Here is a 24,661-nt window from a genome sequence, read left to right as displayed (position 1 = left end):
TAAAAACTTTTAAAATTGTTCAATTGAATTTAAATCTACTCTATTTTAAATCGTATTGTTTTTTATGAAAGCGTTTGGACTTCTTTTCTGCATTTTCAGTTTACTGACCATGAAATCATTTGCACAATTGCCAAGTTATAAGATGGTCGATTGGGCCACGGCCAATGATATGTCCTCAAAAGAGGGAGGATCGTTCCTGAAATCGATAGCATTTAACAATGCTCAGGTCTATAAATATAAGGAGACCTTTATTATCATGCCGCTCAACCCATTCAGCAAAGCGATCTTAACCAAAGACAGCGTATTGATGGAAAACTGGATCCAGAAGGAAATATTTCCCATGGAAGGCACACTGAACCGTTTCTATTTCAATAACAGAGAAAAAATGGATCATTTAAATACCTTTATCCCTGTACTGAAAGAAGAGCTCCTGCAAGCGGCTGGAATTGAATCCGAGGTAGTTACTGCAGCTGAGATCGATAAGATTTATGCCTTTGTAGCAGACAAGAAGAATTTTGAAAAATATAAACTGAATTATATTGCGGTAATGGGCGATTACCTCAAATCAAAGGCATCACCTGATGTAAAGTGGGGGCTGCTCAAAAGTAAGCAATTGCTGAATCCTCTGGTGCAGATGGCGCTGGTGAAAGATGACGGGGGAGTAATCTATTATTTTGATCTGGAAGAGCGATTGGACAATTGGGAGCTTAGCGACAGAGAATCGATGGAGTATAAATTTCAGGATGCACATTGGCGCCGTTCCAACGAGATTGAAACTGCCATGGCCATTGAATAGGGATCCACCATAAATTTTGCCCGACTGTTTCTTAGCTATAGTATTTGAAAGTTTTGGGTTTATAATATCTTTCTGATAGCAAAATACTGTTTTAGGATAAAGCCTAAGACGGTATTCAGCAAGTCGATAATGTGCAATGATTGATCGATAATCTTCTTTTTGCTCTTTTTTAATTCTTGTATTTTTACAAAATCTGTATGTATGTAAACAAAAGTTTACTTAAATTAAACACCTGCTATTTTTTGCGAAATTGGTCTGTTTTGATCTATTGGTTTCCGAAAGATATTTGCCCAGTTTAAAGCGAGCTTTTTAGAATAAATAACGAATTATGAAAAGGAAATTGATGTTTGCGCTATGTGTAAGTAGTTTTTTTACACCTATCTATGCGCAGAAACAAATGAACTCCGATGCATTGGTATTTAAAAACACCTACGCTATCGAAGCAAAGGATAGTAAGAAAGACATTATTGCCAAGGCAGTCCATATTATACCGACGGACAAGCAGTATGAGGCCTTAAAGGATGAATTCATTGCATTTATTCACTTTGGCCCCAATACATTCACCAAAATGGAATGGGGCAGCGGAACAGAAGATCCAAAAATATTTGACCTAAAAAATCTCGATACCGACCAATGGTGTGCTGCGATGAAATCTGCCGGGATGAAGAAGGTGATCTTTACGGCCAAACATCATGATGGCTTCGTTCTTTGGCAAAGTCGCTATACAAAGCATGGTATAATGTCGACGGGATTTCAGCAGGGACAGGGCGATATTTTAAGAGATCTTTCACAATCCTGTAAAAAATATGGGCTCAAATTGGGGGTTTATCTTTCTCCGGCGGATCTTTATCAGATTGAAAATGAGAAAGGAATCTATGGGAATCAAAGTGTTTATACGGAGCGAACTATACCGGAAAAGGCGTCGGGAAGGCCCTTTAAGGATAAGCGAACTTTCCGCTATAAAGTAGACGATTATAATGCCTATTTTCTGAATCAGCTTTTTGAATTACTGACAGAATATGGCCCTATCCATGAGGTGTGGTTTGATGGCGCGCATCCAAAAACAAAAGGTGGACAGAAATATAACTATGCCGCCTGGCGGGATTTAATTTCCAATTTGGCGCCGAAAGCGGTTATTTTTGGTAAGGAAGATATTCGCTGGTGTGGTAATGAGGCCGGTAAGACCCGCAGTACAGAGTGGAATGTGATTCCATTTTATGCAGATCCTGTTCAGATGGAGGGTTTTCGAGATCTGACGGATGAGGATCTGGGCAGCAGGGAAAAGTTGTATAGCGCAAAATTTCTCCATTACCAGCAGGCCGAAACCAATACATCTATACGGGAGGGCTGGTTTTACCGCGATGACGTGTATCAAAAAGTGCGATCGGCGGACGACGTATTCGATATTTACGAACGTGCTGTTGGTGGTAATTCAACATTCCTTTTAAATATTCCGCCCAACCGAGAGGGGCGCTTCTCTGATGAAGATGTAAACGTGCTACACGCTGTAGGCGAACGTATTGAATTGGGCTATAAAAACAATTTGCTGACCGGAAGTAATCTGGACAAATCCTTGTTAGACAATAATGATAAAACGAATAAGACATTTCCTGCCGAGACAGGTGAACTGATCGTCTCTTTGCCACATCCAGTTAAATTGAATCGCTTGGTGATTCAGGAGGCGGTGCACAGCAACGGTGAACGTATTGAACAGCATGCGCTTGACATCTGGCAAGGCGGAAAATGGCATCAGGTGGCGACAGCTACCAATGTAGGGTACAAACGCATTTTGCGCTTTCCGGCAAAAGAAACAGACCGCATTCGATTACGCGTATTGGCTAGTCGTGCAACACCGGTGCTGGCTAGTCTCGGTGCCTACTATGTTCCAACACGACCACCGCAATTGGATATCGCTCGGGATACAGAAGGTAAAGTCAGCATTTATCCCGCAAAAAGCGAATTTGGTTGGAAACCACACCATGAGGATATTCTCAAAAATCTCAATAACGCTTTTGAAATCTATTATACCGAAGATGGTACAACGCCTTCCGCTGCGTCTCTAAAATACAGTGGTGCATTTGAAAGTAAAGGTAAACTCGTTAAAGCGATCGCAATTGACAAGGATGGCGCTAAAGGTGCCATAACACAGAAAGAAATGGGAATTCCTAAACAACGCTGGAATCTAGTTGCTGCAAGCAGCTCCTTAGATGGAAAGAATGGGCGTGAAGCTTTTGACGAGCGCGTTGATTCATACTGGCAATCGAAAGCAACTGGCCCGGTGCAGGAGCTGGTTGTCGATCTAGGAACCGAGTATTCAATTGCCACATTCAGCTACACTCCACAGCGTAAAAATGCGGAAGGCATGATGCAGTCAGGTAAGCTTTCTGTAAGTCTGGATGGCACGCATTGGGAAGATGCAGGCAGCTTTGAGTTTGGCAATTTAATTAATGATCCCTCGACACGCACCTATCACTTAAAAAATGCTAAAAAAGCACGTTTTATAAAGGTAGAATCGACAGTAATTGCCGGGAAATCGCAGTCACTGGCCATAGCAGAGCTTGATTTTTTTACGCCATAATGGTCGATTCAATTGCCTTATAACTAGAGCTAGGTGTTGATTTATGGTACCAAAAAATAGCCATCATACCCTGACAGCTGTAGCTGAATGGATGATTGCTCAGGATAAAGCAGACAAAAGCCCGGCGATGGAGATCCATGCCGGGCTTTATAATTCATTGCTTCCAATAGGAATTATTTTACGCTGTTATTCTTGCACTTTTTTGTATTCGAGGGTGCCCAATTGTTTATGATAAATGATACGTTTGGTCGCATCAATGTACTCTAAATTAAATTTGACAGGGATCAGTTTGACTGTCACAGTCAATATCTTATCGTCCTTTGAAAGCTTCCATTTTCCGTTAATGCTTTCTTCGGCAATAATACCTTCAAATTTTCCGTCTTCTTCAAAAACCTGATAGACCTGATCTGATTTGAACTGCTCCTTAATGGATTTTTCAGCTCCGTTTTTTGTAATCTTGACCAGCTGCCATTTGCCAATAAGGTCTTTGGATGCCTGGCTATAACCTACAAAGGAACAGAGGACCAAAATAAGTGTTACGAATGTTTTCATGTTGTGTTTGATTGTGTTGTAACGTATAGCTTAAATTTAGGAAATATCAGCGCATATTGGAGTACTGTTTGTCTTATTAAAATTAAATTTAGGATAAATCTATCTTCATAAATCCCCTCCGTTTTTTCAATAGCAAATAATGTGTGAAGGAATTCGGTATAAACGGGAAAGGATTGGGTATAAATGGGAGGGATTCGGTATAAATAGTTGTGCGAACGGTGTGTATAGTTTAATTTTTTGAAGGGTATTTCTTATACCTTCGATTTTTATGATTTTATTTTCAAAAATGAACCTGATGAAAGTACCATTTATCGTGCTGGTCTTGATCTTCAATTGCTTCCTATCGCGAGGGCAGGATTACAGCATTCCGACACTGACAGCTTTACCCAAAGATATCATCCAAACTAAAGTTGATCTCAATGGAAGCTGGAATTTTGATGCATCCCCTAAACCAGACTTCTGGACAAACCTCAACCGTCGCAACACTCAAAATATACAGGTCCCTGGACAATGGATTATGCAGGGGAAGCAGGTTCCAGCGGGGCAACCGGCCGGTTATGCGCGTACATTTACGCTTCCGGAGAGCTACCGCGGTAAACGTATCAAAATAAGATGCAATGGCGTGTTTAGCGAAAGTACGATTTATGTGAACGGAAAGCGGGTGGGGTACCATCTTGGTGGTTTTACGCCTTTTGAATTTGATATCTCAGATCTTGTCCACTGGGATAGGGCCAATGATATCGCCATAGCGGTACGAAGCGAGACTTTGGCGGATTCTTTGGCCAGTGCATCCAAATATGCAGCCCATAATCTAGGTGGAATCAGCCGTGATATATTCGTATTTGCAGTGGCATCGACCAATATATCTTCCTTTCATGTATCAACTGATTTTGATGAGGCCTTTCGTAATGCAATACTGCATACAGAACTCGAAGTAGCCAATCAGTCGAATCAAAAACAACAAAATCTCCGCGTAAAATTTACGCTATGGAATAAAGATACCCAGGTCGTACCGATCGGAAATGAAATACAAACAATCGACCCTTTGTCGCTCAAAGAAAGCAAAAGTTTCAAATTTGCTATACCGGTCAATCAGCCAAAGCAATGGACCTCGGAAGATCCTTACCTGTATACCCTGCAGGCCGAATTGATGGATGGCGACAAGTTGCTGCATCGTACAATCCGAAAAATCGGTTTCCGTGAACTGAAAGTGGAGGGTAGCCAGCTCTTGGTCAATGGCAAAGCGGTCAAATTGCATGGCGTCAACCGCCATGAGGTGATGCCACTCCGTGGCCGGTCGTTGACGGACGATATCTGGAAAAAGGATGTCGAATTATTCCGTGCCGCAAATGTTAATTATATCCGTACCTCACACTATCCGCCCGATGAGCGTTTTTTGGATGCTTGCGATGAACTGGGGATGTTTGTCGAAGTGGAAGCCCCTTTCTGCTGGGCCCATCAGACCGAGGTACCGGCCGATAAAATGGAAGCGCTGTTGGTTAATCAGCATGTTGAAATGGTCAATCGGGATAAAAGCCATCCTTCGGTGATTATCTGGTCGCTCGGAAATGAATCACTCAAATACAAAGAGTATTTTAAACGGGCGGGCCAGGTGGTCAAACAGATGGATCCCACGCGGCCACGTATTTTCAGCCAATGGGGACCTGATGCGGATGATGGTGAACTGGAAATTACCAACCACCATTATCCCGGACCGACAGGCCCCGATAAATACCGGGATCTCAAAAGACCAATTACCTTTGATGAATATATCCATGTCAATTCTTACAACCGCTTTGAGCTTTCTGCCGACCCTGGCATCCGCGATATGTGGGGCCCGCTTTTGGATCGGATGTGGACCGCTATGTACAACAGTAAAGCAGTGCTGGGTGGTGCGATATGGGCGGGGATAGATGATACGTTTTTCTTACCGGACCATAAAGTGGTCGGCTATGGTACCTGGGGGCCACTGGATGGCTGGCGCCGCGAGAAACCCGAATATTGGAATGTGAAAAAGGCCTATAGCACTGTCCGTATAACCCAGGTAGCAAACCATGATGCCCACGGGAAACTGAAATTTGAGCTAGAAAACAGGTATAATTTTACAAATACAGCGGCCTGTCAGATCGTATGGAAATGGGGTGATAGGGAGGGCACTGCGCAGACGCAAATCGAACCGCGTAAAACGGGTGCTTTCGAACTCGACCTCCATGGCATCGACGAACCAAATAGTCAGTTGTATATGAAGGTCATTTCGCCATTAGGTTTTGTGGTCGATGAATATCTGTTTACCGTAAAACCTCAAGCCTTACAGGTACACAAATCGCTAAAGACTACGTTAGTGACCAAAGCATCTACAGCTAATATTACGGTGTCTACCAAACAAAACAGCTTTGTCTTTGATAAGTCGAACGGTAAAGTTACGGTGTCAAATGCTAAGGGAACAACGCTTATCCAGTCGGGGGCCAATTTGATGTTGCTTCCACTCAACTCGGAAGGTCGTGGCATTCAGATGTTGGGTGACGATCAGAATTTTGAGCCTTACAATCCCCTTTGCTCAAACTGGGTAGCTCAATCCATTCTGCTGAAAGAATCTTCTGCAGATAAGGTCGTGATTGAAGTGACTGGCACTTATGCCCAGGCCGAAGGGAAATTGAACTATACTGTTTCCAATGATGGTACCTTCACTGTTACCTATAATTTTAAATTGCTACAGGATGTCAGCCCAAGACAGATCGGACTGGTCTTTGACATTCCAAAAGAATTGGATGAACTTAGCTGGGATCGTGTGGGCTATTGGAGCTATTATCCGCAGCAGCATCTGGGTGCCTTGCAAGGAAGGGCAAAGGCTTTCAATCCGCAGCGGCCGATTTCTGTTTCGGCAGGACCTTCCGAAAAACCAACTTGGGACTGGTCCGAAGATCAGACCACGGCCGGGACAAATCTGTTCAGGGCAACCAAACAAAATATCAGATCTGCAAGCTTAGTTGCGGGCGATGGACGAAAAATCAATGTTTTAAGTAATGGGCAGCAACATCTCCGGACATGGCGGGATGTCCATACCGACGCCAATAAACTCCTGGTCGCTGATTATATTAACGCCGGTAGAGAAGGGTTTTTGAGTTCGCATGCCGAATTGGATTATAGGCCGCTTAAAAGAAATGATCAGGTGAGTGGATCGATAACGCTCAATTTTAATTAAATTTAGGAATCAATGGTATTGAACTTTTTAGGAACCTAAAACAAGCATGAAAAAAGCAGTGAAATATAAAATTTCTTACCTAAGCCGTACCCTACAGTACGGCTTATTTGTCTTATTGTTGACTATTGCAGGGCAAAGTATAGGGCAGCGAAAATCGAGTACCGACGGGATCACCTTAGGGAAAAATGGAGTGGGCGATTTCAACCTGGCCCAAAATATGAAATTGGGTGCCTCAAACTTAGATTTCCACGGTTTTGAGGGCTATAGTTTTTTATTTCAGGGACGTGAGGCCAAGATTATCCGTCCAAAAGTGACAGCGGTAGGGCATCCTTGGGTATGGCGGGCCCGCTTTTGGGGGCACGAACCGCAGGTAGACATTGGCCTGCTCGAGCGCGGCTACCATGTGGTATACTGTGATGTCGCCGAGCTTTTTGGTAATGAGGAAGCGATAACAATCTGGGATGGATTTTACCGAAAGTTACAGAAAGGTGGGCTCAGTAAAAAATCGGCTATGGAGGGAATGAGCAGGGGTGGTGTCTATATCTACAATTGGTGCCTACGTTATCCTGATCGGGTAAATGTGATCTATGCCGATGCGCCCGTATTGGATTTTAAAAGTTGGCCCGGCGGCAAAACTACAGGAAAAGGAAGTAAACCGGATTGGGAGATTTTTAAGAAAGACTATGGATTGACCGAAACACAGGCTTGGGCATTTGCGGATGCACCCATTGATAAAGCCAAAATCATTGCGGGTTTCAAAATACCATTGCTGCATGTTGTCGGCGATAAGGACGATGTCGTGCCTATTGCCGAAAATACCTTGCCATTTGCGGAGGAGATTCGTCGCGCAGGTGGTCATATTGAGATCATCCATAAACCCGAGGTCGGCCATCATCCGCATTGTCTGGTAGACCCAAGTCCGATTATCGATTTTATACTGAAAGCAAGCAACAGGTAGCGACCAATATTTAATGGGCAAAAAAAAACACGTTTATAGATTCTATAAACGTGTATTCCATGTAGGGGTATTTTCGAAAATTAATAGCCAGGATTTTGTTGATCCTTCATATTGGGTGCATTATCAATATCTTTCTGCGGAAAAGGCATGAGATAATCTTTTTCTTTTCGGAATATTCTTTTTTCTACCGCACCTTTGGTTTGCCCACCATTTAGTACGATTGATCTGTTGAGCACTTCCTCTGCGATTTTCCAGCGGCGTACATCAGAGTAGTACAGTCCTTCACCTGCAAATTCAACTCTTCTTTCATGTCTAATGCGTTCACGCATTTGTTCTTTGCTCAAATCGGTAGGAAGTGCCGGCATTTTAACAGATGGACGTGCACGTACTTGGTTGATCGCATTATAGACCTCTGCGGTTGGCCCTGATAGTTCATTCAATGCTTCGGCATACATTAATAGGATATCTGCATAACGAATTACAATACCGTTAATCTGAGAAAGACCAGTGCCTCCTATCGCATTGGAAAGACTGGTATTATTGTCATAAATGGTATATTTCTTATAACTATAGCCTGTATATACCCCAGGCCAACCATCCTCGGTCACCGGATAGGGAACAGAATTATATAAAACACCTTTTCTGAACATGGTTTGGTCGAGTCTTGGATCCCTGTTATTATTTGGATCTTTAGGATCTACGAGCGGGTTATTCGGACTGTATTTGCTCCCGTCTTTCATTTCATATTCGTTCACAAGATCTTGCGTAGGCTCTATTGAGCTCCAGCCTGGTGCGTTTGTTGGCTGATAAATACCTAAGTATACATCCCAGCTGGTTGGAAATCTTGGTTGTAAAAACTGTACATCAAAGACCACCTCGCTATTGTTTTCATTACCTTCTAAAAAGATTCCCCGGTAACTTGGAAACAATTCGTAGCCTAATTTCATTACTTCGGATGCTGCCTTGGTCGCTTCATTCCATTTTTGTTGGTAAAGACTGACACGTGTCAGTAATCCATAAGCTGAACCTTTGGTTACGCGACCTTTTTCTGCTGGTTCGACCGGAAGCATGCCAGCTGCAGTATTTAGATCTTTTTCAATCTGTGCGTACACTTCCTCTTTTGTACTTTTCTTGGTATTGATCTGATCGATGTTGGGCGAATCCAATATCATAATAACTCCACCCCAATAATTGACAAGTAACGAGTAATAATAGGCTCTCAGAAAGTAAGCTTCTCCTTTCATAACAGTTTTCCGTTCCTCGTTCATCTTAATTTTATCGATGTTTGCTAAGAAGTTGTTTGTAGCGGATATTCCGCCATAAGCGCCGGTATAGATTCCGCCCATTCCACCCAAGTCACTCGGCGTTTGTGCACTTAAAGAAATATTTTTCCATCCTTCCCAAGGGTAGTTGCTGTAAGCATTTGGCGTTAATACATCCAAATAGGGAAGCACCTCGGTAGTCACATCCCACAGCGCCGAATAACAACCGATATTGGCTGCCTTGGCATCTTCCTCTGTTTTCCAAAAGACTTCCGGCGAAACGGAGTCCTGTGGAAGCTTATTTAGAAAATCTTTTTGACAAGAGACGGCAAACAGGGATATTGCTGCCAGTCCAATGCTGAAATATTTTGTTTTGGTCATGAGATACTTTTTTTAGAATTTTAAATTTAAACCGGCGGTGATGATTCTCACATTCGGATATTGGGCAGGAGAAGAATTTGTCAGATTACGCTCTGGATCCAAGCCTTCGAATTTGGTGAATGTGAAGGCATTTTGTGCATCAACATATACCCGTAGGCCTGCAACCTTGAGCGAGGAAAGTACACGAGATGGAAGGGAATAACCCACTTGGATATTTTTTACACGTAAAAACGAGGCATCTTGAAGCCAGAAGCTATTGTCTGCATAATTTTGACTGCTTGAAGCACTATATTGTACCAATCGAGGCAATTTTGCATTTGGGTTTTCGACCGTCCACGTATTTCCTGTCTCCCATTGTTTGCCTACACCGGCCCCATTTAGGAAAGGGAAAAATAGTTCACTCCCTACATAAGATTCGACATCGGCGACACCCTGTAAATTGACGCGTAGGTCAACCCCCTTATAGGCTAAATTGATATTGGCTCCGTAGGTCCAGGTGGGGATCGGTTTACCCACAACTTGTCTATCATAAGCATCAATAATACCATCTGGTTTTCCCTCAGGACCACTAAAATCTTCAAATTTGATATCTCCGGGATGTGTCGGCACAGCATTCTGTTTGGGACTTTCATCCACCTCCTTTTGGGACTGGAATATACCGAGCGATTTCCACATATAAAAAGCATTGATTGGTTCACCCTGAAGCAACGCGTTTCGCGATTTTTGTGGATCGGGTATATAATCGATTTTATTTCTTACATGCGTTAGATTAAATCCTGTATTGATATCCAGTTCTCCAATTTTTTGATGATAATTTGCCGATAGCTCCCAGCCTTTATTACTAACAGTAGCTAGATTTCGGAAAGGAGCATTGCGGATACCGACAAAATCTGGAAGTTGAATCTGGCGTAAAATCCCTTCACGTTTGTCAATAAAATAATCAAAGGTGACATTGAGTTTCCGCTTGAGGACCGTTGCGTCAAACCCGATATTACTCTTTGTACCCACTTCCCATTTAATATTTTCATCTACAATTGACATTTGCGCTATGCCAGTCGCAATATTGTCATCGATGGGATAGAAGCGGGCAAATGCCAAAGTCGGTATGTAGGCATAAAGGTCACGTTGATCGTTGAATCCCATGCGGTCATTCCCGGATTTGCCCCATGAACCGCGAATCTTTAATTCATCAAAAAATGTTTGATCTTTCATAAAATCCTCTTGAGTAATACGCCAGCCAACAGAAATCGAGGGAAAGAAACCCCATCTATTTTTTGGAGAGAAGCGTGAAGAACCATCATAGCGTGCGATACCCTCTAAGAGATACTTTTCGCGGAAGGCGTAATTAAGTCGGCCAATATAGGATCGTAGTGCCCAGCCATAGGTGGTTCCATTTGTCAGTGGGGTCGTGAGACCTGCATTTATCTCGGAAAGGGAGTTATTGACAAAGCCCATAATTGAACCCGATAGGGTGCGGTATTCTTCTTCTTCCTGACTGTAGATACCGGCTAAGGTAAACTCATGGTCTTTGGCGATTGTCTTGTTGTAAGTCAGACTACTAAACAAGGTTTTGTATAGTGTTTTGTCCCAACTATTGCTGGCATTGGGACCGGATGCATTCATGGTAGATGTAACTGTATTGGTCTTAGGATTGTAAACTAAATTCTTGGGAACGAATGTTTGATTATCGTTGGTCGAATAATTTACCCCGGCTGTTACATTGAATTTAAGTCCTTCAAGAAGTTTGTAATTCAGGAAAACATTGGTATTAATGTTGCCATATGCGCTCTGATTTTTACCTTCATTGACCATAGCCAACGGATTTCTGAATTGTGCATTGATGGAGTTTACCCAAGTAGAAGCATATTCGCCTGTAGACGTATAGGTGCCGTAATAGGGCAAGGTGCGATAAAGCTCCGTAAATAGATTACCGGAGCCGTTAAAGGATTCTTTACGATCTTGATATCTTATGCCTGACCGTACACCAATATCGAGTCTTTCATTGATTTTAGTGTCAATATTGGTCCTTAAATTATACAGTTTGGCATTCCCATTTTGAACAATGCCATCTTGATTAATATAGCCTAATGAGACATTGAACTGTGTGTTGCCTTCACCACCAGAAATACCGAGTTGATTGGTTTGTATAGTTGCATTGCGCATAATCATGTCTAGCCAATCTGTATTGGGATAGATAATTGGATCTGTCCCGTTTTTGTATTCATTTATTGTGGCATCGCTAAAAAATTTAGGGGATCCCTGGTTGACAAGAGCCTGGTTGTACAGATTCATGTAATCTACCGAGTTGGTTATCATTTCAGGTAGTTTTGTTGCAGCCTGTTTACCATAGGAGGTCGAGAAATCTACTTTTACCTTTCCTTTTGCTCCTCGTTTGGTCTGTACCAAAATGACACCATTTGCCGCTCTAGAACCGTAGATTGCTGCTGAAGCATCTTTCAGAACAGATATTGACTCGATGTCATTTGGGTTTAATGCTCCAAGGGAACCTACAATCCCATCGATGATAACGAGTGCATCACTGGTCCCTAGTGTGCCAATTCCACGTACCCGAATGCTGGCACCGTCACGACCAGGTTGACCAGATTGTTGGTTTACCCATACCCCTGGAACTTGCCCAGATAGCGCCTGTGTAGCATTGGTAATGGGTCTGTTTGATACAGCATCACCTTTCATCACACTGACTGAACCTGTTAGCGTTGCTTTCTTTTGTGTCCCAAAGCCAACAACGACGGTTTCTTCCAATGTATGCACATCTGTTTCCAAAATGATGGAAAGTGTGGAGGAGTTTTTAGTGATTAGGATTTCCTTCGGTAAAAAACCGATAGAACTGGCTATTAAAGATCCATTCTCTGCAACAACTACCGTAAACTTACCGTCGGTGTCCGTTGTTGTTACGGTGGAAGTTCCTTTGATACTGATGTTAACACCAGATATTGGCTTTCCTTCCGCATCGACTACTCTACCCGAGATAGTTTTATGCTGAATATCCAGGCTTGCATTTGTTAAGGCGTAGTGCAAAGCGCTTGCTTTCGTAAAGGATGTGTTTCCCAATAAAAGTAAGAATGCGGTCATGCCACCTAGAAAGTCAACGTTTAGCTTTCTTTTCATGTATTAAAATTTAGTTTATAAAAACGTTTGTAAGTGTTATATCTGTAATGCACCTATTCATGTTTGAAAATGAATAGGTTGCGGTTTTTGAATTAGGTGACGCTTTTATTTTTGGTTTTTAGCTTGGTTATCTTTCGATAGTTAAACCGTTAATTTTGTATTGTAAAATTAGGCGGGCATAAGACGGATAACCAAAACTATTCTATCCAAGATTGAAATTATTCTACCTCCTTTGGGTCGATTGGTAGTTTGAATATGATAGAAAAGTACTTTTACAGAAATATGCCTGCCTTTTTACTGGACGGGCTACTCTGAGTTCGACTTTTCTTAAAAGGATGTTTTTTTGATTGGTAAGTGAGAGTGTTTTAGATTACTCTACTTACCTAAACCGCTTTGGTGTGGAAGATTTTGAAGAGGAAAACTATGGTAACAAGTATATTAGAGTGTGCTTACAGGTCCATCTCTTTACGAAACTCCCGTGGTGTTTTGTTCATAATGGATTTAAAAAACTTATTGAAGTTGGTCAGGTTCTGATAGCCACATTCGTAGCAAATTTCTGATATGCTAAGTGTCCGGTCCATCAGCAGTTTACAGGCATGACCGATACGCATCTCATTGACAAAGCGAGAAAACGGTTTTTGGGTATGGCGTTTAAAAAAACGGCAGAAGGCGTTGGGCGTCATATTCAGCATGTCGCTGGCAACTTGTAGATTAACCTCCTCCTTAAAGTTGCTCATTACATAGAGGTAAACCTTATTGATGCGCTGGGTCTCCTGCTCACTGAAAGTTGGGCGATAACCGTCGGAAGCTAAACTTTCAAATTCAGCTGTTTCCTGTAACAACTGAATAAGGTTGAGGAATTCGATGATTTTTGGAAATCCTTCTTTATCACTGAGGTTTTCCATTAAGCGCTGTGCCTTATCGAGCGTTTCGCCGTAAAAACGAAGTCCACGTTGCGCCTTGCGGATAAATTGTTGCATGGCCTGGATGGTTTGATGTTCGTCGGTCAGGCGAAGTAGGAAATCGGCCGGAAAATAGACAACGATGGCGCGTGCACGTAAATCATTGTCCTGCTGCAGAAATAAATCGTCGTTGCGCCAGATATGGGGAATATTGGGACCCATCAAGACCAGGTCTCCTTCTGTAAAGGTGGCCACATTGTTGCCTACAATGCGCTTGCCGAAACTTTCCACGATCAGGACCAGTTCACAGAGCTCATGAAAGTGCAATGGATTGCTCAAAAATTCCTGATCGACCAATTTGACATGGATTGTCTTTTCGCTGGGTGGAGTAAGCTCAATAAATTGAGGTTTGGATAATTTGTTCATACATAGCTACATTGGTTGCTGCAAAAATACAGTATTTGCTCGTATATCAAACAATATTCACTTAATAATATTTCAATGTCTTCTATTAAGGTGTAAATAGTTTTAGTTTTTGTATAACCAGTTGTAGTATTGAAGTGTGGGAGCAGCTATCTTTGACAAAGAATGTAACAACGTAGTATGGCGTTTTAATCGGGTGGAATTACAACCTATTATGATATGAAAAAACTAAAAAAACTGTTGTTGTTGGCCTTGTGGGGAGTAATGGGAAGTTTAGCAATGGCGCAACAGGCGGCTTATCAGCTGCCGGACAAAGTGACTGGTCTGAAAGCTTCTGTACAATCCTTAAATGGCCAATGGAATTTCAAATTTGACCGTAGTTCGGCCGGGGAAACTATTCAGGTTCCCGGGGAAGCGGTTATGCAGGGCTATGGTATTCAACACGACAATTCTTTTTTTTATAGCCGTAAATTTTTGGTACCTGGCCAGTATAAAGGCAAAAAGACAATCATCCGCTTTGACGGTGTGTATAGCTTCGCCAAACTTAGCATCAATGGTAAAGCTGTCACGAGCCATTATGGTGGATTTACGCGTTGGGAAGTAGATATTACGCCCTATGTGATCTTCGGAAAGCAAAATGAAATCGAACTGGAGGTACAGGATCAGCTGGATGATATTTCGTACGCATCGGGCTATGCGCATCATCCGATAGGTGGAATCTTGCGGGATGTCACCTTATTTGCAACAGCTGCACATCCGCTGACCGACTTTAATCTCGAAACGGCCTTTGATGCGTCTTATACAGACGCTCAGCTAAAATTGGATTTTGGCGGTTTTATGGCCAAAGGAGCTACGATTACGTATACATTGACTGATCCGAACGACAAAAGTATTGTCTTGGATAATCCTGAAAAACCAATTTTAGATGGTGCTAACAGCCACGTATTCCGTGTTGCCGCACCGCTAAAATGGGATGCCGAACATCCCAATCTTTATCGATTGGATGTGGAAGTGAAAGAGCAGGGGAAGGCTACGTATGCCTTTCATAAATCGGTCGGTTTCCGTGAAGTAAAAGTGGTGAAAGACCAGCTGATGGTAAACGGCAAACCTGTCAAGCTACGTGGCGCTAATCGACACGATATGCACCCGACCTTAGGACGCAGTGCTTCGGCCTATTACGATAGCCTGGATGTCCAATTGTTTAAAGAAGCAAATATCAATTTCATTCGTACTTCGCATTATCCGCCGACGGAGCGTTTTGTCGAATATTGTAATAAATATGGTATCTATGTTGAAGTGGAGACCGCAATCTGTTTTGTGGATACGTACAGGCAAAAAAATTATGCGCCTGGCGCTTCACAAAATGATCCGAAAAAGACGGACCAATACCTGAGCCAATCGCGCGAGATGGTCAATACCTTTAAAAGCCATCCGGCTGTACTTTTCTGGTCCATCGGTAATGAGTCGATCTATGGCGACAACTTTAAGCAAAGTCATGACTTTGTGAAGCGTGCAGATCCGACAAGACCTATTATCTGGAGTTATCCGGGTTCGCAAACCACCGAACCTAAGATTTATGAAATCCTGAGTATGCACTATCAGGACGTGTATGGTAACTTGACACAGTATGGTAAGACCACGCGTAACTTTGAGGGCCATGGCATCCCCGCTTTATTTGATGAATGGGCTCATCCGGCCTGTTATACCTATAAAACTTTACAGGATGATCCGAATATCCGTGAATTTTGGGGAATCTCCATGGACATGATGTGGGGTGGATTGTTTCCAAAGCAAGGCGGCCTTGGTGGTGCAATATGGGGCTATGTGGACGAAGTATTTATGATTCCACAACAGCTCAAAAAAGGAACTGCTTTTTGGAAGGAATTTGCTCATACCGCCAAACCCGAAGATTTTCAGGGGCAGGCGGTAGGCTACGGTGAGTGGGGGATCGTCGATGTTTGGCGGCGCAAGAAACCTGAATTTTGGTCAACAAAAAAAGCGCAGTCTCCTGTATTGGTCACGTTGAAAGGAAAGATTATACCTGATTTTGCCTGCTTTCAGCCGCTGACGATCCCGGTATACAATCGATTTGATCATACTTCGCTCCAGGAAATTAAACTGCAATACACGTATGACGGGAATACCTATACCTTAGGATTACCCGATATCGCACCGCATCAGAAAGGATATATTCAACTACCCGGTTTAGCCTGGCAACAGGGCGGGCAACTGGCTTTGCGCTTTGTGGATAGCAGGGGGATGCTGCTGGATAGCTATCGTTATTTCTTGGGTGAGCATAAGGTCAGAATACCTGAATCGACTCAAAATGGAGGAATCCAGCTTGTTGAAGAGCCTAATCGTTACCTGATCAGGGGAAGGAATTTCACCTTTCCGATTTCAAAAACAACAGGCTTGATCGAAAACGCGCTGATCGATGGTAAAGTGGTGATCCAAAAAGGTCCTTTCTTAAATATGGACATCAACCTCAACCATCTGACTGGTGCAGAAGTACGCAAAAGTGCAAGCAAATACCTGCTCGAAGATAAAAATTGGCAATTGAACAAATTGGATGTACGCATCAAAGACAATTTGGCCCTGGTATCGATTGTGGGAAAAAATGGCAGTTTATCCATTCAGTTTGATCTGACTATCGATGGTAAAGGAGAAATGAAGACGTTATATCATACCCAGGGTGAACCCAATGGCTACCTGCGTGAAATTGGGCTAAAGTATTATCTCAGCAATGAACTTGATCGTATTACCTGGAGCAGAAATGGTTATTGGAACGATTATCCCCAAGAATCATTTGCGGGTAATGAAGGAACAGCAAGCTTGTCTTATGTAGATAAGACGCCGTACGGTCAGGAGCCTAAACAGTCGTGGTATATGGATACGCACAACTATTACTATTGGGCCGATAAAGGAGCGCGTAGTAAGCATCCACTAACACAGCAGGCGAAGGGAATGAAAGAGAATATATACTATTACTCTTTGGGCAGTGGCACAAAGAATCTGATGCATGTGGTTTCACAGCAAGCAGACAATGCTTGTCGTATGGATCGCCTGGAAAATGAGCAACTGGTTTTGTATGTAAACAACAAATGGGATTATCCTGAAATTGCCTGGGGCAATTATTGTAAGACCTTGGAAGCTTCACCCTGTCAGGGATCTATCACATTAAAATTCTAATGATATCGCTATGTTGGCTTGGATTGATCAAATCATTTATCTGCTGTATTTTATTGTTGTCGGTGGTTATGGCTATTACATTTATCGACGCAAACACAGTTCCGGTTCACTAACGCATGACTATTTTCTGGCGGAAGGTTCCTTAAGCTGGTGGGCCATTGGGGCTTCTATTATTGCTTCGAATATCTCTGCCGAGCAATTTATAGGGATGTCGGGGTCGGGTTTTGCACTGGGGCTGGCCATTGCATCCTATGAATGGATGGCTGCTATCGGACTAATTATTGTGGCGGTGGTGTTTTTACCCATTTATCTGAAGAATAAGATTTTTACCATGCCTGGGTTTCTGCGCAAGCGTTTCGATCCGCGGGTGAGTATGGTGATGGCGGTATTCTGGGTTTTGGTCTATGTGTTTGTCAATTTGACCTCGATACTTTATCTGGGTGGTTTGGCCATTCAGTCGATTGCGGGGATTCCCATGGTTTTAGCGGTTTGGTTGTTGGCGGCATTGGCCTTGATTATCGCCTTAGGGGGGATGAAAGTGATTGGCTACACCGACGTAATCCAGGTGGTCTTGTTGATTATAGGCGGGCTCACGACGACTTATATCGCCCTCGATCTCGTGGCGCATACAAAGGGCATGGGACATTGGCTAGATGGACTCCTTATCTTGAAAACGGAAGTGCCACAGCATTTTCATCTTTTTATCGAAAAAGGACAGCTGATAAAACCCGATGGTACCGATGCTTATATGGATCTGCCCGGATGGTCGGTTCTATTGGGCGGTATGTGGGTGATCAATCTATCGTATTGGGGATGCAATCAATATATTACCCAGCGTGCACTTGGAGCCAAAAATCTAAAAACAGCCCAAAATGGGATGTTGTTTGCAGCCGTTATGAAGCTGTTTATGCCCTTGATTGTGGTGTTGCCCGGCATTGCTGCTTACTATTTATATAAAGAAGGTTCGAATCTCAGTTTTGCACAAGGGATGCTTGAAGGTAGTACCGTGAAGCCCGATAAAGCTTATCCGCTGCTACTCTCGATTTTACCGACGGGATTTAAAGGATTGGCTTTTGCAGCTTTAACGGCTGCTATCGTGGCCTCACTGGCTGGAAAGGTCAATAGTATAGCAACCATCGTGTCTTTGGATATTTATAAGAATATAAAAGGCGATGCCGTGAGCGATACAGCGTTGGTGAAGCTGGGCAAAGTAACTGTACTGATCGCCTTGGTCATTGGTGCTTCCTTGGCTCCGCTATTGCAGCATCTGGATCAGGGCTTTCAGTTTATTCAGGAATTTACAGGTTTTATCACACCAGGAGTATTGGCGATTTTTCTGATGGGTATCTTTACTACGTGGACAACACCTAACGCAGCATTTGCTGGTGCCATCTCTACATTTGCCTATTCTTTGCTCTTTAAAAATTTCTGGTTAGATCAAAGCCCCTTTATGAATCGCATTCTTGTGGTGTTTATATGTACGGTAGCAACGATGGTATTGGTCAGCCTGCTGGGCAATCGAAACTATCGTAATGATACAGTAATCGTGAATAGAAATCTTTTTGTGACCTCCAGTGGTTTCAAATTAGTGAGTTTATTCATCCTAGGGATATTGGTAGCCCTGTATGTCTTTTTATGGTAACATGATTTAATTGATATAAAAAATGAAAGAAAACTATCTGGTGGAATGGGCAAATGATGAGGAGCTCTTTGAGCTGATCCGTAAGGAACTTTTTACAGCTGTCATTGGGGATGTGATGGACAAAATGGGATTGTTCCATCAATTTCTGCCACCGAGTATAAGACCGTTAAAATCAGATTTGTTTTTAATTGGTAGGGCGATGACGGTATTGGAGGCCGATGTTTGCGGAAATGCTGAACAGCAGTCGAAGAATCCTGTATTGGCTAAATCATTTGGATTTATGCTTGAGGCCCTGGATGATCTGCGCCCGGGCGAGGTTTACATTTGCAGCGGCTCTTCGCCGGACTATGCGCTTTGGGGTGAGATTATGAGTGCACGGGCCAAAACATTGGGTGCACATGGGGCGATTGTCAATGGCTACTCGAGAGATACCGTAGGGATTTTGGCACTCGAGTTTCCTTGTTTCTCCATGGGCTGTTATGCGCAGGATCAGGCGCCGAGAGGAAAGGTTATTGACTGGCGTGTGCCAATCCATTTTGGAAATGTCCTGATCAAGGATGGCGATATGCTGATCGGCGATATTGATGGTGTCTGCGTGGTACCGCGCGAACATGAACAGGAGGTTTTCGCTCGAGCATTTGAAAAAGCCAGAGCTGAAAAAGTAGTATTGAACAAGGTTATGGAAGGCATGGGTGCCAAAGAAGCATTTGAAAAATATGGAATTATGTAAATTCAAATTGTCCAAAGGCAGCTGGCTGGCGCTGTTGTTGGCCTGTTCGTCCTTTGGAAATCTGTCGGCACAACAGGCTGGACCATTTTTGACGCCCCTGCCCGATCAGTTGGCCACAAGTAAAACCAGTCGGATGCTGTTGAATGGACAGTGGAACTTCAAAGTGGCCAATACGAAGCCCGTGACCATTCAGGTACCGGGAGAATGGGAAATGCAAGGCCAGCATGTCGCTGCGGGAGAAACGGCAGTGTATGAGCGTTCATTTGATATGCCCGACGATTGGGAAGGCAATCCAGTATACATTCGCTTTGACGGGGTCAGTTCACATGCGCTCGTCAAAGTAAACGATCAGGTAGTCGGTGAACATGAAGGTGGATTTGTCGCTTTTCAGGTCGACTTAGCAGGGAAAGTCAACAAAGGAAAAAATAAACTGACTGTAGAAGTTCAGGCAAATACCATCAGTGATATATTATCTTGTGTGTCTCAGTATGCGGTGCATACCGTGGGTGGAATTTTGCGGAAAGCAACTTTGTTTACAGTGCCTAAAGTACATATTTCGGATGCAGCGATTGCAACAGAATTCGATTCAAAATATGTCCATGCAACACTTAAACTTGCGGGGCTGGTGCAAAATAGTTCGGATCAGCAGCAGCAGGTCCAATTGCGCTATGTGCTCCGAGATGCCGAGGGCAAAACAGTGCTTCAAAAATCCTCCGACAAGATTCAGCTTGGATTAGGGAGCCATAAACAGATCGAAAGTCTATTAGCGGTAAAAAAACCGAAGCAATGGTCGGCCGAGACGCCTTATCTCTATGTGCTGGAGACGGCATTGATTGTGGATGGCAAGGCGATACAGACCAATAAACAAAAGGTCGGATTTCGTGAAATTGAAGTTCTCAAAAATCAGCTGATGGTAAATGGTAAACCCATCAAATTGAGAGGAGTCAATAGGCATGCTGTACATCCACTGAATGGCCGGGCTGCTGATCCGGCAATAGATCTGCAGGACGTTGTTTTATTTAAACAGGCCAATGTCAATTATATCCGTACGTCGCACTACCCGCCATCAGAAGAATTTTTGAATGCGGCAGACGAGTTGGGAATGTATGTGGAGAGTGAGGCGGCTTTGAGCTGGATTCAGCACCATGCTTCACCAATCTGGCGCAAATGGGATTACAAGGATAAGCGTTTTTTACCGGTTATGTTGGGTGCAAACATCGATAATGTATTGAGCAACCGCAATCATCCTTCGGTGTTATTCTGGTCTCTAGGCAATGAGTCGCATTGGAGCCCGCTGTGGGCCGAGGTCAATACACGTGTGAAGGCCTTGGATCCAACGCGCCCAACCAGTTTCCATGATCAGACCTGGGGTGGATTTAATAATGGCGGAAGTAAAGCGGATATTGCCAATTACCATTATCCGGGTATCAATGGCCCTGCGGCCACCGATACCATGAAAAGACCGACTTTATTTGGTGAATACGCCCATTTGTCGACGTATAACAGGCGTGAGTTGCTGACCGACCCTGGTATACGCGATGCTTACAATGCGCCTCTGGTTACTTTTGTGGATTCCATCTATAAGCATTCGGCCAACTTGGGTGGCGCGATATGGAGCGGTATCGATGATACCTTTCACCTTCCCGATGGACGTATTGTTGGTTATGGACCTTGGGGGCCGATTGATGGATGGCGTAGACCAAAACCGGAGTATTTTGGAATGAAGAAGGCTTATTCGCCAATCAGGATCGGTACACCGCAATTGAAGAAAGGTAAAGTGGTGGTCACGATTGAAAATAGATACGATTTTCTTTCCCTTGACCAGCTCAAACTCGTCGCCATTGTAGATGGTAAGGAAGTTCCTTTTAGGGCAGCGATTGGACCGCGGACGAGTGGCGAGATCATTTTACCGATCCAAGCTGAATATGGCTCATTGCGGATTATTGCCATGGACAATCAGCAAAATGAGGTTGAAAATGAACTCTTTGAGAAAGTAGCCAAAAATCAGGAAAAGTTTTCGGCTACGGAACTACAGCTCAAACAAGATTCGGCGTATATTTATGTAAAGCAGGGAAATGTGGATTATACATTCAGCCGAACCTATGGCAAATTGCTTGCTGTGCGCAAAGATGGTGAGCTGATTCTGACGAAGGGGCCGGCCGTAGCGCTCATCGAAGCAAATGCGGAAGATGGTGGTAAGCCAAATGTTGCGGGAGAGACGTATCAAAATAACATTGCGCCATTGAAGCAGTACGAGCAGTATACTTTATTTGCGGATGCTGCAGAAGCCAGTCAGACAGGCGACAGTATAAGTGTTCGCATGGACCTGCGGTATCAGAATGGCACCGGAAAACAAAAATTTGTTTTCCTTAAAAATGGTCTTTTGCGGGTGGAGTATGAAATGGTCTATCAGCAGGGGCAGGAAATGGATCTTTATCAGGCCGGTCTGATGCTTGAATTGCCTTTATCCTACGATAAATTGGCTTGGTCGCGAAAGGGTACATTTTCCACTTATCCCGCCAATCATATCGGACGCAATGAGGGCGAGGCTGTATTGCATGCCGTGCCGTTGTATGAAGTAGAAGAGCATGGTAAGCCACAGGCAAAAGATTGGAAAGACGATGCCAATATATTGGGCTCGAACGACTTTAGGTCGACCAAAGGAAACATTTACTGGGCTAGCTTGCGTAGCCCTGCGGCAACGGTAAAGGTGCTGTCGAATGGCCAGCAGCATGCACGGGCCTGGAAACAGGATCAGCAGATACAATGGTTGATCGCTGATTATTCGAATAATGGCTCGGAACCTTTTTATGGATCGCCACACAGTTATGGGCGCAAAAAGCTAAAAAAAGGTGATAAGTTAAGTGGACAGATTATTCTTAAGATAAATTAAAATAATAGAACAATGAAGATTATAGATGTTAAAGTCTGGCTGGTTGAAGGCGTAAAATATAATTGGACTTTAATCAAGATTTATACCGATACGGGGCATACAGGTGTGGGTGAAGCAACCAACTGGCCCGGCAGTCCCATTGTATATGAGGCCGCTAAGCATGTGGGACAGCGCATTATTGGTCTGGATCCGATGAAAACAGATTTTATCTGGACCAAACTCTACCGCGATCTCAATTGGATCGGACCTTATGGTGCAAGCATGTGTGCTATTTCGGGTATTGACATGGCACTATTGGATTTGAAAGGCAAGGTGCTTGGTGTACCTTGTTATGAATTGTTGGGCGGTGCTTTCCGTAAAGAGATCCTGTTGTATGCCAATTATTGGTTTACCGGTGGTGGACATAACCCCGAAGATTATGCCCGACAAGCGCAAGCGGTCAAAGAAGCCGGTTTTACAGGCTTAAAGTTTGACCCATTTGCCCATACAAACTATCTGTATGGGGAAGATTTGGCCGCAAACCTGACTTTGACTGCCGAACAGCAGGATCTGGCGTTTGAGGTGAGTAAAGCGGTTCGTGATGGAGTTGGACCCAATTTTGATATCATGATCGAAACACATGCCATGCTCAATTATCGTGTCGCCGTACAGATGGCGCAACGTCTTTCTGAACTGAATATTACCTGGTACGAGGAGCCTGCGGGACCGGAAAATGCAGACAACCTGCGTGCCATGCGGGAGCGCATTCCGTCCAATGTATCGATCTGCGTTGGCGAAAGACATTATACCCGTCATGGGATCCGACCGGTATTGGAAAAAAATATCTGTGATATTATGATGCCTGATATTACGCGTTGTGGTGGGCCTTCCGAAATGAAGCGTATGGCAACGATGATGGAAGCATACAACGTGTTATTGGCACCACATAACCCCAACGGACCACTTTCCACATTGGCCAGTGCGCATGTCTGTGCTTCGGTGCCCAATTTCTTTCGGCAGGAATTTATGTTCAATGATGTGCCTTGGCGCGATGAAGTCATCGACTATCCGATTAAGGATATGGTGAAAAATGGGCACTTGGTCTTGAGCGAAAGACCAGGATTGGGCGTGGATTTGATCGAAGAAGAAATGCTCAAACATCCTGGGGTACTGGAACCACGACCAGGTTTTTATGTGTAATTTTGGGAATAGATGGCATTTACAATTGATTTAACGGGTAAGGTTGTCCTGATCACAGGTGGAATTTCGGGCATTGGGCTAGGAGCGAGTCTGCAATTTGCATCGGCAGGTGCGACCGTTATAGCCTGTGCCGAATTGGCGGTCGATGATCAGGCAGTGGCTTCATTTTTTGCAGCAATGGAACCTTATCGGCAGCGAACATTTTATTATGCGGCTGATGTGTCCGATGAAGCTGCTATTCAGGAATTGGCTGTGCTCCTTCAACAGGAGCATGGCCGTTTGGATGTACTGCTTTCGAATGCAGGTCAGAATATGTTCAAAGGCTTGGATGGGTGTACGCTAGTAGATTGGAATCACAATAATAACTTAAACCTGGCATCACATTGGTTGCTGGCACGGGCATTAAAACCACTGTTGGCCCAAGCTTCGCCGGGGGTGATTATTGTTATGGCCTCCAACCATGCTTATGCCTCCATACCTGGCTGCTTTCCTTATAATGTAACCAAAGGGGCGCTCCTTTCACTCGTGAGGGCCATGGCTATCGAATGGGGCCCAGCGATCCGCACGGTCGGACTTGCACCTGGGTTTATCGATACACCCGGCAATCAAAAATGGTTTGACAGTTTTCCGGATGCCGATGCCGAAAGACAGAAAACAGTCGATAGACATCCAGTCAAAAAATTAGGTACAACTGAAGAGATCGGTGGCTGGTGTGTTTTTCTTTCCAGTACCTACGCTTCCTTTGCAAGTGGAAGTACCTATTTAATTGATGGTGGAAGAAGTGCACTGATGCAAGAGGATTAAACCCCAACGTGAGCTTGCCTATTTAATACTAGAATATTAAT

General features: G+C 43.7%; 14 protein-coding genes. 10 read left to right on the top strand and 4 right to left on the bottom strand.

Annotation, left to right across the window (positions count from 1 at the left end; all coding sequences use genetic code 11):
- Positions 1 to 109 precede the first annotated feature (109 nt).
- Both GVK91_RS08695 and GVK91_RS08690 read left to right on the top strand, forming a co-directional pair.
- Positions 110 to 796 (top strand): hypothetical protein, encoded by a 687-nt coding sequence (locus GVK91_RS08695; protein WP_235032824.1) that lies wholly within the window; start codon positions 110 to 112, stop codon positions 794 to 796.
- 328 nt (positions 797 to 1,124) lie between these two features.
- The gene (locus GVK91_RS08690) at positions 1,125 to 3,374 is read left to right on the top strand and encodes an alpha-L-fucosidase (protein ID WP_153847851.1); all 2,250 of its coding nucleotides are present in this window, start codon (positions 1,125 to 1,127) and stop codon (positions 3,372 to 3,374) included.
- Positions 3,375 to 3,560: 186 nt separating this feature from the next.
- Here GVK91_RS08690 and GVK91_RS08685 read toward each other — a convergent pair whose 3' ends face one another.
- Positions 3,561 to 3,926, bottom strand: a complete 366-nt coding sequence (locus GVK91_RS08685) for a lipocalin family protein (RefSeq protein ID WP_153847852.1) — start codon at positions 3,924 to 3,926, stop codon at positions 3,561 to 3,563.
- A gap of 295 nt (positions 3,927 to 4,221) precedes the next feature.
- Here GVK91_RS08685 and GVK91_RS08680 point away from each other — a divergent pair, with 295 nt between their 5' ends.
- Both GVK91_RS08680 and GVK91_RS08675 read left to right on the top strand, forming a co-directional pair.
- The gene (locus GVK91_RS08680; protein WP_200845573.1) at positions 4,222 to 7,128 is read left to right on the top strand and encodes a glycoside hydrolase family 2 TIM barrel-domain containing protein; all 2,907 of its coding nucleotides are present in this window, start codon (positions 4,222 to 4,224) and stop codon (positions 7,126 to 7,128) included.
- Between the two features lie 46 nt (positions 7,129 to 7,174).
- Positions 7,175 to 8,086 carry a S9 family peptidase gene (locus GVK91_RS08675; RefSeq protein ID WP_235032822.1) on the top strand — a complete coding sequence of 304 codons (912 nt, stop codon included), beginning with the start codon at positions 7,175 to 7,177 and terminating at the stop codon, positions 8,084 to 8,086.
- Positions 8,087 to 8,166: 80 nt separating this feature from the next.
- On the opposite strand, the gene GVK91_RS08670 is transcribed toward GVK91_RS08675, so the two are convergent.
- The 3 genes from GVK91_RS08670 to GVK91_RS08660 all read right to left on the bottom strand — a co-directional run bounded on the left by GVK91_RS08670 (position 8,167) and on the right by GVK91_RS08660 (position 14,186).
- Positions 8,167 to 9,729: a RagB/SusD family nutrient uptake outer membrane protein gene (locus GVK91_RS08670; RefSeq protein WP_153847853.1), complete on the bottom strand. Its 1,563-nt coding sequence runs from the start codon at positions 9,727 to 9,729 to the stop codon at positions 8,167 to 8,169.
- Positions 9,730 to 9,741: 12 nt separating this feature from the next.
- Entirely contained in the window at positions 9,742 to 12,858 is a 3,117-nt protein-coding gene (locus GVK91_RS08665) for a TonB-dependent receptor (RefSeq protein WP_153847854.1), read from the bottom strand.
- A gap of 449 nt (positions 12,859 to 13,307) precedes the next feature.
- Positions 13,308 to 14,186, bottom strand: a complete 879-nt coding sequence (locus tag GVK91_RS08660; RefSeq protein ID WP_153847855.1) for an AraC family transcriptional regulator — start codon at positions 14,184 to 14,186, stop codon at positions 13,308 to 13,310.
- A 216-nt stretch (positions 14,187 to 14,402) separates the two neighbouring features.
- Here GVK91_RS08660 and GVK91_RS08655 point away from each other — a divergent pair, with 216 nt between their 5' ends.
- From GVK91_RS08655 to GVK91_RS08630, 6 genes are read left to right on the top strand one after another with little or no spacing between them, the layout of a single operon-like run.
- Positions 14,403 to 17,372 (top strand): glycoside hydrolase family 2 TIM barrel-domain containing protein, encoded by a 2,970-nt coding sequence (locus GVK91_RS08655; protein WP_159727934.1) that lies wholly within the window; start codon positions 14,403 to 14,405, stop codon positions 17,370 to 17,372.
- Positions 17,373 to 17,382: 10 nt separating this feature from the next.
- Positions 17,383 to 19,014 (top strand): sodium/solute symporter, encoded by a 1,632-nt coding sequence (locus GVK91_RS08650; protein WP_153847857.1) that lies wholly within the window; start codon positions 17,383 to 17,385, stop codon positions 19,012 to 19,014.
- Between the two features lie 22 nt (positions 19,015 to 19,036).
- Entirely contained in the window at positions 19,037 to 19,744 is a 708-nt protein-coding gene (locus GVK91_RS08645; protein ID WP_200845572.1) for an RraA family protein, read from the top strand.
- Complete coding sequence (locus GVK91_RS08640; protein WP_159727932.1) at positions 19,731 to 22,637, top strand: glycoside hydrolase family 2 TIM barrel-domain containing protein; 2,907 nt, start codon at positions 19,731 to 19,733, stop codon at positions 22,635 to 22,637. The genes GVK91_RS08645 and GVK91_RS08640 overlap by 14 nt, the downstream gene beginning before the upstream one ends.
- 12 nt (positions 22,638 to 22,649) lie before the next feature.
- Positions 22,650 to 23,816 carry a mandelate racemase/muconate lactonizing enzyme family protein gene (locus tag GVK91_RS08635; protein ID WP_159727930.1) on the top strand — a complete coding sequence of 389 codons (1,167 nt, stop codon included), beginning with the start codon at positions 22,650 to 22,652 and terminating at the stop codon, positions 23,814 to 23,816.
- 12 nt (positions 23,817 to 23,828) lie between these two features.
- Complete coding sequence (locus GVK91_RS08630; protein ID WP_159727928.1) at positions 23,829 to 24,620, top strand: SDR family NAD(P)-dependent oxidoreductase; 792 nt, start codon at positions 23,829 to 23,831, stop codon at positions 24,618 to 24,620.
- The last annotated feature ends 41 nt before the right edge of the window (positions 24,621 to 24,661 follow it).

The sequence above is a fragment of the Sphingobacterium sp. 18053 genome (assembly GCF_902706145.1).
In the GTDB taxonomy this organism is placed as follows: Bacteria; Bacteroidota; Bacteroidia; order Sphingobacteriales; family Sphingobacteriaceae; genus Sphingobacterium; species Sphingobacterium paramultivorum.
This window is presented reverse-complemented; position numbering and strand designations above follow the sequence as displayed.

Excerpts from the sequence above, each read along its gene's own strand:
- GVK91_RS08680 (WP_200845573.1), top strand. The coding sequence starts at position 4,222 with ATGAAAGTACCATTTATCGTGCTGGTCTTGATCTTCAATTGCTTCCTA.
- GVK91_RS08665 (WP_153847854.1), bottom strand. The coding sequence starts at position 12,858 with ATGAAAAGAAAGCTAAACGTTGACTTTCTAGGTGGCATGACCGCATTC.
- GVK91_RS08655 (WP_159727934.1), top strand. The coding sequence starts at position 14,403 with ATGAAAAAACTAAAAAAACTGTTGTTGTTGGCCTTGTGGGGAGTAATG.
- GVK91_RS08640 (WP_159727932.1), top strand. The coding sequence starts at position 19,731 with ATGGAATTATGTAAATTCAAATTGTCCAAAGGCAGCTGGCTGGCGCTG.
- GVK91_RS08645 (WP_200845572.1), top strand. The coding sequence starts at position 19,037 with ATGAAAGAAAACTATCTGGTGGAATGGGCAAATGATGAGGAGCTCTTT.
- GVK91_RS08675 (WP_235032822.1), top strand. The coding sequence starts at position 7,175 with ATGAAAAAAGCAGTGAAATATAAAATTTCTTACCTAAGCCGTACCCTA.
- GVK91_RS08635 (WP_159727930.1), top strand. The coding sequence starts at position 22,650 with ATGAAGATTATAGATGTTAAAGTCTGGCTGGTTGAAGGCGTAAAATAT.
- GVK91_RS08685 (WP_153847852.1), bottom strand. The coding sequence starts at position 3,926 with ATGAAAACATTCGTAACACTTATTTTGGTCCTCTGTTCCTTTGTAGGT.
- GVK91_RS08660 (WP_153847855.1), bottom strand. The coding sequence starts at position 14,186 with ATGAACAAATTATCCAAACCTCAATTTATTGAGCTTACTCCACCCAGC.
- GVK91_RS08690 (WP_153847851.1), top strand. The coding sequence starts at position 1,125 with ATGAAAAGGAAATTGATGTTTGCGCTATGTGTAAGTAGTTTTTTTACA.
- GVK91_RS08650 (WP_153847857.1), top strand. The coding sequence starts at position 17,383 with ATGTTGGCTTGGATTGATCAAATCATTTATCTGCTGTATTTTATTGTT.
- GVK91_RS08670 (WP_153847853.1), bottom strand. The coding sequence starts at position 9,729 with ATGACCAAAACAAAATATTTCAGCATTGGACTGGCAGCAATATCCCTG.
- GVK91_RS08695 (WP_235032824.1), top strand. The coding sequence starts at position 110 with ATGAAATCATTTGCACAATTGCCAAGTTATAAGATGGTCGATTGGGCC.
- GVK91_RS08630 (WP_159727928.1), top strand. The coding sequence starts at position 23,829 with ATGGCATTTACAATTGATTTAACGGGTAAGGTTGTCCTGATCACAGGT.